Origin of the sequence: Consotaella aegiceratis, assembly GCF_036541425.1 — a bacterium.
GTDB lineage: Bacteria > Pseudomonadota > Alphaproteobacteria > Rhizobiales > Rhizobiaceae > Consotaella > Consotaella aegiceratis.
Genome location: NZ_JAZHFT010000081.1, coordinates 1 through 8,333, shown reverse-complemented (window position 1 = coordinate 8,333; position 8,333 = coordinate 1). Strand labels below are relative to the sequence as shown.

Sequence of the window (8,333 nt, the reverse complement as noted above, 5' to 3'; positions counted from 1 at the left end):
TGGACTTCGACAAGCAGAAGCCGGAAGCCGCCAAGCAGATGCAGACGGCCATGCAGAACGGCGACACCTGCATCTCCTGCCACAAGGGCATCGCCCACAAGATGCCCGACATGTCCGCCGGCTATAAAGCCATGCTCAACGACATCAAGGCCGATGCCGGGTCCGATACCGGCGACGAGGTGTACGCCATCGCGACGATGCCGCTTTACGCCGACCAGCCGTCCGATGACGCCGGCAAGGGCGATGGCAATCTCATGCCTCTCGCCAAGGTCAAGGTGCTGGAGCGCTCCGGCGATTGGGCCAAGGTCAGCATCGACGGCTGGGCTCAGGACGGTGTGGAGCGTCTGCTGGTCACCGCCATGGGGCGCCGGATCTTCGAGGCCACTCTGTCTCCCGATATGGCCCAGTCGCTGCAGGTGCTTCAGACCACGGTTGATCCAGACACCGATCTGACCTGGCACGAGGCGAGCATCGAGGCGTGGACGAAGGCCGACAACCTCACCGACGATGCCGCAGGGCTCAACGACTACGGAACCGAACTCAAGAGCGCCGCGTGCGGCGCCTGCCATGCAACGCCGCCCTCCGATCATTACCTCGCCAACCAGTGGATCGGCATCGTCAAGGAGATGAAGGGCTACACGGCGTTGAGTGCGGAGGAAGTCCGGATCCTGCAGAGCTTCATCCAGCTCCATGCCAAGGACATGGAAGCCGGCAGCTGATTGCAGCGCGACCGGCGGAGGACAAAACGCCATGGACGACCAAATCCACCACAGCATTGCCGCGCCAGCCTATGCCGATGCGCTCCGTGTGTGTGCTCGACTCTTCGGTTCGCCCTTGGAGGCTGCCGATGTCGAGGCGATCCGTGCGGCGCACGAGAGCGACGTTTTCAAGGCGCTGACCCGCATCGAGGATCTGTCGGGCCGGGTCGAGGCGATCGTCGCGGCCGCTTCCGCCCTGGGTACGCCCCAACAGGCGGAAAGCGCGCTCAACAAAGCGTTCTGCCAGCTCTTCCTGGGGCTCGGCGGACCCAAGAGCGCGTCCCCTTACGAGTCCGTCTATCGGGGTTCGGGGCGTCTGTATCAGGAGCCGGCCGGCGAGATGGCTCTCCTTCTGCGCCAGCAGGGGATGGAGACGACCTCGGAATTTCCGGAGGCGCCCGATCATCTGGTCGTCGAGCTGGCGCTGTTCGACGACGCGCTTCGCCTCGGCACCGTGAGTGGCGACGAGAGCGACATCGCGACGGCCGAAGGCCTGCACGAGCGCCTGCGCGATTGGGTGCCTGCCTTTGCCCAATCCTGTCGAAACCACGACCGCACCGGCTTCTATGCGGCGGCGGCGGTCCTTCTCGAAACGCTTTTGGGACGGGCCATTCACTGGCCCGCATGACCCGAACCGAACGATTTACAAAGTGGAGAGGAAAAGGACATGTCTGGTCTATCCTTGTCGTCATGCTCGCTGTCACGGCGACGCTTCCTGAAGGTCAGCTCGTCGCTGGCAGCGCTCGGCGTGGCCGGCGCCGTCCTGCCGGCGGGCGTTTCGCGCGCCTTTGCCGCCAGCGAGACGGGCGAGGTTCTGAGCGGATCCCACTTCGGCGTCTTCTACGGCAAGGTCGAAGACGGGCGGCTCGCCAGCGTTCGCCCCTGGGAAAAGGACCCGCGTCCCGCCGAGATGCTGGATGGCGTCCAGGACATCGTCTATTCGGCCAGCCGCATTCGCTATCCCATGGTGCGTCGCGCCTATCTCGATCAGGGACCGGCGGCGGAGCGCGATAGCCGCGGCACCGGCGATTTCGTCCGCGTCTCCTGGGACCAGGCGCTCGACCTGGTGGCGAAGGAGATCAAGCGGCTCGAGGATGAAGAGGGGCCCTGGGCGCTCTACACCGGGTCCTACGGCTGGCGCAGCGCCGGCCGCATGAACCCCCAAAGCATGCTCAAGCGCCTGTTCAACCTGATGGGCGGCTCGGTCAACAGCTCGAGCAACTATTCCAAGGCCGGTATCGAGGCGATCATGCCCTACGTGATGGGGATGATCGAGGCGGAGGGGCCGCAGACCACCTTCAAGACGGTGACCGAGCACTCCGATCTCGTCGTCTTCTGGGCCGTCGACCCGGTCAACAACAACCGCATCTCGAACACCATTCCGAGCCACGACGAGTGGCAGTGGATCGACGACCTCAAGGCGGCGAACAAGAAGACCCTCTTCCTCAACCCGGTGAAGGTCGAATCCTGCAACGACCTCGGCGGCGAATGGATCGCGGTTCGTCCGCAGACCGACGTCGCGCTGGCTCTCGGCCTCTGCCATACGCTGCTCAGCGAAGATCTCTACGACAAGGACTTCATCGAGAACTACACCTATGGCTTCGACCAGTTCGCCGACTACCTGATGGGCAACGGCTCGGATGGCGTCGAGAAAACCGCCGATTGGGCCTCGGAGATCACAGAGATCCCGGCCGACGACATCCGTGATCTCGCCCACCGCATGGTGGCAGGGCGCACCATGCTCGTCAGCGGATGGTCGCCGCAGCGCCAGCATCACGGCGAGCAGTTTCCCTGGGCGCTGGTGACGCTCGCTTCGATGATCGGTCAGATCGGCCTTCCCGGCGGGGGCTTCACGCAGCGCTATCATCTCGACGCGTGCGGCGCGCCGGTCACCAACGGACCGAGCGTCGGCACACCGATCTCGACCGGCGAGCGCACGGAAATCAAGGCATGGCCCGACGAGAAGGGGGCCCAGATCATTCCGGTGGCGCGTATCGTCGACATGCTGGAAAAGCCGGGCGAGTCCTACGAGCACAACGGCGAGACCCATCTCTATCCCGACGTGAAGATGACCTACTGGGTCGGCGGCAATCCGTTCCACCACCACCAGGACCGCAACCGCATGCGCAAGGCCTGGAAGAAGTTCGAGACCGTGGTGGTCCAGGACTTCGAATGGACCGCGAGCGCCCGCTTCGCCGACATCGTTCTGCCGGCCGCATCCACGGTCGAGCACGACGACATCGACATGGTCAGCCCCACCTGCCGCAAGGCGCTGCTGGCCATGAAGAAGATGATCGATCCGGTGTTCGAGGCGCGCTCCGACTACGACATCTTCTCCGCTCTCGCCGAGAAGCTCGGCATCGGCCAGGAGTTCACCGAAGGCAAGAGCGAGATGGACCGTATCAAGGACGCCTATGATGCGGCGAAGGAGCAGGCCGCGGGCAAGAATCTCGAGATGCCGGAATTCGAGGAATTCTGGGACAAGGGCATTCTCGAGTTCGAAGTCCCCGAGGAGAACCTCGATTACGTGAAGCATGCCGAGTTCCGCGAGGATCCGCTGCTCAACATGCTGCCGACGCCGACGGGCATGATCGAGATCTACTCCAAGGCGATCGAGAAGATGGGCTACACGGACGACTGCCCGCCCCATCCCACGTGGATCGAGCCGCAGGAATGGCTGGGGCAGGAGGACAAGACCTTCCCGCTCCACGTCAATTCCGCTCACCCGAAATATCGTCTCCACTCGCAGCTCTGCGGCACAAAGGTGCGTGAAGAGTACACGGTCGCCGGCCGCGAGCCCTGTCTCATCAACACCCAGGATGCGCAGGTGCGCGGCATTGCCGACGGCGACATCGTTCGCGTCTTCAACGATCGTGGCCAGGTGCTGGCCGGAGCCGTGGTGAGTGACGAAATCCGCCCGGGCGTGGTCCGTCTGTGGGAAGGCGGCTGGTACGATCCGGAAGACGTTTCGGATGACAACACGGTGTGCAAGTACGGCGACGTGAACGTCTTGACGCCGGATATCGGAACCTCGCGGCTGGCCCAGGGCACCTCGGCGGCGACCTGCATGGCGCAGGTCGAGAAGTTCGAAGGCGAGACGCCCGAGGTGACGGTCTTCACCGCGCCGAAAGAAGCCGCCTGACCGAAGCACGACCTCCAGCGGGGCCGCGCCATTGCGGTGTGGCCCCGCCGATGGGTGGATAGGCCATCGGGCCCGCCCGGTTCCGATGGCGGTTCGCGATCGCGACCCATCTCTTCTCGTTTGCCGATCCCAGTGGTGACGGACCGCTGCTGCCGCTCCAACGATCGGACGAACCGAATTTGCGCCAATCGCGGCACGACCATCCGGCGGCGGATCGAGAAGAAAAGACTTTTCCGGGGCACGCTGTATAGAATGGGTCGGCCTTGCCGCCGGCTTGGACCGGCCGATACAATCGGGCACCGTCTTCAATCGGAATGCGGAGGTCTCGGGGGCGGCCATGGGTCAGCGCGATATCGGAGCGGAAGTGCCCCCAGGAGCGGACGCGTTTGCGCTTGCCTGTCGGCAGCCCATTCTGAATGAAGCTGAAGCCTGATGAACTGGACAAGCGTAACCATCATTCCGAACGAGATCCGCATCGCCGTCGTCGACGACGAGCCGGTCGTGCAGGAAACGCTGGTCGCCTATCTGCAGAACGAAGGGTTTCGCGTCGCCGCGGCCGACAGCGCGAGCGGCCTCAAACGCCTTCTCGATCGTGTCAATTTCGATCTCGTCCTGATGGACATCCGCCTGCCGGACGGCGACGGGCTGGCGCTGATGCGCGAGATCCAGGAACGGTCACGGATTCCGGTGATCCTGGTGACCAGCAAAACGGCCGAAGCCGACCGCGTCGTCGGACTGGAACTGGGAGCGGACGACTACATCACCAAGCCGTTTTCGATGCGCGAACTGCTGGCGAGGGTTCATTCCGTCCTGCGCCGCACCGCCCGCCCGGCAGAGCCGCCGCTTCGAAACAAGGTGCGTCATTTCGCGGGCTGGAGCCTCAATCTCGACGAGCACTGGCTGAAATCTCCTGAGGGCGATTCGATCCGTCTGACCCATGCCGAGTTCGCCCTGCTCGAGGCGCTGGTGCTGCACCCCTTTCGGGTCATGAGCCGGAGCGACCTGATCGAGGCTATCGGTGACCATCAGTGGAACCCGCAGGATCGGACCATCGATGTGCTGGTGGCGCGGCTGCGTCGAAAGATCGAGGTCGATCCGGCCGATCCGAAGATGATCCTGACCGAATACCGGCTCGGCTATGTCTTTGCCGAGCCGGTGACCTGACAGGTCGGTCGCACGCCGGCTTCCACGTCAAAAACGCAGGTCGATTGCAGGCGGCGAGGCTTGGGCCTCCGCTGCGGACGGCGCACATCGCGCCCTCTCAATCGAGATCGGTTCTGAAAAATCCGGCGATCCATTCCAGAAAGATGCGCAGGCGCGGCGCCAATTGGCGATTTTGTGGAAAGAGCGCCGACATGGGCGAGGAGAGCGGTGGATTGTCGGGCAGCACCTCCACCAGCCGGCCCGAAGCCAGGTCCTCGGCGAAGCGGTAGCGTGGCGCCTGGATGAGCCCGAAGCCGAGCCGGGCGAGATCGGCGGTGGTATCGGAATGGTTGGCCGAGACGCGGCAAGGCAGCGTGATGTCGTGCGGCTTGCCCTCGATCATGAACTCCAGCGGCATCACGTCGCCGGTCCGCGACGAGATGAACCCCATCATGTTGTGACTGTCGAGGTCGTCGACTTCCTCGCCGGGTCCGATGGCGCCTGGGTCAGCGGCCAGGTGCTGCGCGCCAATGGCGGCGTCATCTGAGGAGATGGACATGAGCCAATCCATTCTGATCACCGGGGCGTCGAGCGGGTTCGGCGCTATGGCGGCGCGCGCCCTGGCGCGTGCCGGCCATCACGTCTTCGCGTCGATGCGCGATCTGGCGGCTCACGACGGCAAGCCCGCCGCGGAGATGGAGCAGTTGTCCCGCGACGAGGGCGTGAAGCTGACTCCGATCGCGCTCGACGTGACGTCGGATGCGTCCGCCGAGGCGGCAGTCGCCCGCATCCAGGACGAGGCAGGCCGGCTCGACGTGCTGATCCACAATGCCGGCCACATGGCGTTCGGTCCGGTGGAAGCCTTTACGCCGGAGCAGATCGCCCGCCTCTACGACGTCAACGTCGTCGGCACCCAGCGCGTCAACCGGGCGGCCCTGCCGATCATGCGCCAGGCCGGCAAAGGTCTGGTCTTGTGGGTCGGGTCGAGCAGCACGCGCGGCGGCACGCCGCCGTTTCTCGCGCCCTATTTCGCCGCCAAGGCCGGAATGGACGCGTTGGCACAGAGCTATGCCCTGGAACTCGCGCGGTTCGGCATCGAGACGACGATCCTGGTTCCGGGCGCCTTCACGCAGGGGACGAAGCATTTCGAGCATGCCACGCATCCCGACGACGAGGCGCGCGCGCAGGCTTATTGGTCTGGCCCCTATGCCGGTGCCGACAAGGTGGCGCTGGACGGCCTCGCCAAGCTCGAACCCGAGGATGCGGATCCGGCGAGCGTCGCCCGTGCGATCATCGAGATCGTGGATATGCCGCACGGCAAGCGGCCGTTTCGCGTCCACGTCGATCCTTCCGAGGACGGCGCGGAAATCGTCAACGGCGTCGCCGACCGTCTCCGCGCGCAGCTTCAGGAGCGGATCGGACTCGCCGATCTCCTCCATCCCGCATCCTGACAAGAATCCATTCAGCCGAGGAGGCGCGAAATGCCGTTCATCAACATCAAGGTCCCCGAGGCCGCGTTGTCGCGCAAGCAGAAGGAGGAGATCGTCCACCGTGCGACCGACATGGTCTTCGACTACTTCAGCGAAGCGGCGCGGCCGCACACCATGGTCCTGATCGAAGAGGTCAAGGACGGCGGCTATGCCCGGGCCGACGAGATCTTCGTCATCCCGGACGCCTACCGGGTCATCGACGAATAGCCCGGCATGACGTGGACGCAGCATCGTGCTGCGTCCACACGTCTGTCTTTCGTCGATCGAAGCTTCGGCCAACCGGAGCGCGATCGGTTGGCCGATGTGCGTTTCGCACGGACCCTGTCGAAGTTACCGCCAGCCCAGGGCGGGGGCGACATGCTTGAGGATGGCCTCGAGCACGTGCGCGTTGTAGTCGACACCGAGCTGGTTCGGCACGGTCAGAAGCAGCGTGTCGGCCTCGGCGATGGCCTCGTCCGCCTTCAATTGCTCCACCAGCCTGTCCGGTTCGTCGGCGTAGGAGCGGCCGAAGATCGCCCGCATGTTGTCGATGATGCCGACCTGGTCGCCATCCTGGCCGCGCCCGAAATAGAGACGATCGCGATCGTCGACGAGCGCGAAGATGGAGCGCGACACCGACACGCGCGGCTCGCGCGCATGTCCGGCATCCTTCCAGGCTTCGCGGTACCGGCGGATCTGCTTCGCCTGCTGGACGTGGAAGGGCTCGCCCGTCTCGTCTTCCTTCAAGGTCGAGCTTTGCAGGTTCATGCCGTGCTCCGCCGCCCAGACGGCGGTGGCGTTGGAGGCCGAGCCCCACCAGATGCGCTCCAGCAAGCCCTCCGAATGCGGCTCGATGCGGAGCTTGCCCGGCGGATTGGCAAACATCGGTCGCGGGTTCGGCTCGGCGAATCCCTGACCCCGGAGAACGTTCAAAAAGACTTCGGTGTGGTGGCGGGCCATATCGGCGTCGCTCTCGCCTTCGGCCGGCGCATAGCCGAAATACCGCCAACCATCGACGACCTGCTCGGGCGAGCCGCGGCTGATGCCGAGCTGAAGTCGCCCGCCGCCGATGAGATCGGCCGCACCGGCATCCTCCGCCATGTAGAGCGGATTCTCGTAGCGCATGTCGATCACCGCGGTGCCGATCTCGATGCGGCTCGTCCGGGCGCCGACGGCCGCCAGCAGCGGGAAGGGCGAACCCAGTTGGCGGGCGAAGTGATGGACGCGGAAATAGGCTCCGTCCGCGCCGAGTTCTTCCGCCGCCACCGCGAGATCGATCGACTGCTGCAGAGCGTCGCGCGCCGATCGCGTTTCCGATTGCGGCGAGGGTGACCAGTGCCCGAAGGACAGAAAACCGATCTTCTTCATGAGGCGTTCCTCTGCATATGGTGCGGGCTGCGACGGCGCGATCGCCCGGTCCAGCGTGCCGTGAGCACTCTAGATTGCTCTCGACGGCGTCCAGAACAAGATTCCAGGTGTGGACAGTCTGTTCTCCGACGAAGCAGGGGAAGGCGGCAGGCGCAACCAGGCGACATTAAGCGCCTGCAGGAAGGGGCGATTTGCAGGACACCGATCAATCACAAGAGAATCGATGGCCATAGGTGATCAAGCCCGCCTGCCTATTGGGCTCGGCGTTTCGCTGGATCGCTCAATCGCGTTTGAAGAGGACGCGTCCGAGCCAGCCGGTGAGGATTGCGAGGGCGACGGCGAAGATGCCGTAGAGGTAGCCGTAGTCGGTGGCGTAGCCGTGGATGGTGGCCTCGAGGCCGGCCTTGGCGACCCGCAGCGGCCTGGAGACCTGGCGCAGCAGCACGCCGTCGC

General features: G+C 64.7%; 8 protein-coding genes and 2 pseudogenes. 7 read left to right on the top strand and 3 right to left on the bottom strand.

Annotated elements, in window-relative coordinates; translation table 11 throughout:
* The 4 genes from SMD10_RS24400 to SMD10_RS24385 all read left to right on the top strand — a co-directional run.
* Window positions 1-719: NapC/NirT family cytochrome c (locus tag SMD10_RS24400; RefSeq protein ID WP_331688338.1), on the top strand; the 719-nt coding region annotated here is incomplete at its 5' end.
* 31 nt (window positions 720-750) lie between these two features.
* Window positions 751-1,386, top strand: a complete 636-nt coding sequence (locus SMD10_RS24395; RefSeq protein ID WP_331688337.1) for a molecular chaperone TorD family protein — start codon at window positions 751-753, stop codon at window positions 1,384-1,386.
* A gap of 39 nt (window positions 1,387-1,425) precedes the next feature.
* A complete protein-coding gene (gene torA, locus SMD10_RS24390; protein WP_331688336.1) occupies window positions 1,426-3,900 on the top strand; it encodes a trimethylamine-N-oxide reductase TorA in 2,475 nt (824 codons plus the stop codon).
* Window positions 3,901-4,332: 432 nt separating this feature from the next.
* Window positions 4,333-5,064, top strand: coding sequence for a response regulator transcription factor (locus SMD10_RS24385; RefSeq protein WP_331688335.1), 732 nt, complete (start codon window positions 4,333-4,335; stop codon window positions 5,062-5,064).
* 97 nt (window positions 5,065-5,161) lie between these two features.
* Here SMD10_RS24385 and SMD10_RS24380 read toward each other — a convergent pair.
* Window positions 5,162-5,518 (bottom strand): annotated as a pseudogene (locus SMD10_RS24380) (LysR substrate-binding domain-containing protein); the annotation flags it as partial.
* Between SMD10_RS24380 and SMD10_RS24375 the strand changes: the two are divergent.
* The 3 genes and pseudogenes from SMD10_RS24375 to SMD10_RS24365 form a co-directional block, all read left to right on the top strand.
* A pseudogene (locus SMD10_RS24375) lies at window positions 5,516-5,590 on the top strand (SDR family oxidoreductase); the annotation flags it as partial. The pseudogenes SMD10_RS24380 and SMD10_RS24375 sit on opposite strands and share 3 nt — an antisense overlap.
* A gap of 10 nt (window positions 5,591-5,600) precedes the next feature.
* Window positions 5,601-6,494 (top strand): SDR family oxidoreductase, encoded by an 894-nt coding sequence (locus tag SMD10_RS24370; protein WP_331688334.1) that lies wholly within the window; start codon window positions 5,601-5,603, stop codon window positions 6,492-6,494.
* Between the two features lie 30 nt (window positions 6,495-6,524).
* Window positions 6,525-6,740 carry a tautomerase family protein gene (locus tag SMD10_RS24365; protein WP_331688333.1) on the top strand — a complete coding sequence of 72 codons (216 nt, stop codon included), beginning with the start codon at window positions 6,525-6,527 and terminating at the stop codon, window positions 6,738-6,740.
* Window positions 6,741-6,863: 123 nt separating this feature from the next.
* On the opposite strand, the gene SMD10_RS24360 is transcribed toward SMD10_RS24365, so the two are convergent.
* Together SMD10_RS24360 and SMD10_RS25665 are read right to left on the bottom strand one after the other, a co-directional pair.
* Window positions 6,864-7,880, bottom strand: a complete 1,017-nt coding sequence (locus SMD10_RS24360) for an LLM class flavin-dependent oxidoreductase (RefSeq protein ID WP_331688332.1) — start codon at window positions 7,878-7,880, stop codon at window positions 6,864-6,866.
* Window positions 7,881-8,160: 280 nt separating this feature from the next.
* Window positions 8,161-8,325, bottom strand: coding sequence for a TIGR02186 family protein (locus SMD10_RS25665; RefSeq protein ID WP_432757311.1), 165 nt, complete (start codon window positions 8,323-8,325; stop codon window positions 8,161-8,163).
* Window positions 8,326-8,333 lie beyond the last annotated feature (8 nt).

Coding starts and splice junctions, on each gene's coding strand:
- SMD10_RS24395 (WP_331688337.1), top strand. CDS start 751: ATGGACGACCAAATCCACCACAGCATTGCCGCGCCAGCCTATGCCGAT.
- torA (WP_331688336.1), top strand. CDS start 1,426: ATGTCTGGTCTATCCTTGTCGTCATGCTCGCTGTCACGGCGACGCTTC.
- SMD10_RS24385 (WP_331688335.1), top strand. CDS start 4,333: ATGAACTGGACAAGCGTAACCATCATTCCGAACGAGATCCGCATCGCC.
- SMD10_RS24370 (WP_331688334.1), top strand. CDS start 5,601: ATGAGCCAATCCATTCTGATCACCGGGGCGTCGAGCGGGTTCGGCGCT.
- SMD10_RS24365 (WP_331688333.1), top strand. CDS start 6,525: ATGCCGTTCATCAACATCAAGGTCCCCGAGGCCGCGTTGTCGCGCAAG.
- SMD10_RS24360 (WP_331688332.1), bottom strand. CDS start 7,880: ATGAAGAAGATCGGTTTTCTGTCCTTCGGGCACTGGTCACCCTCGCCG.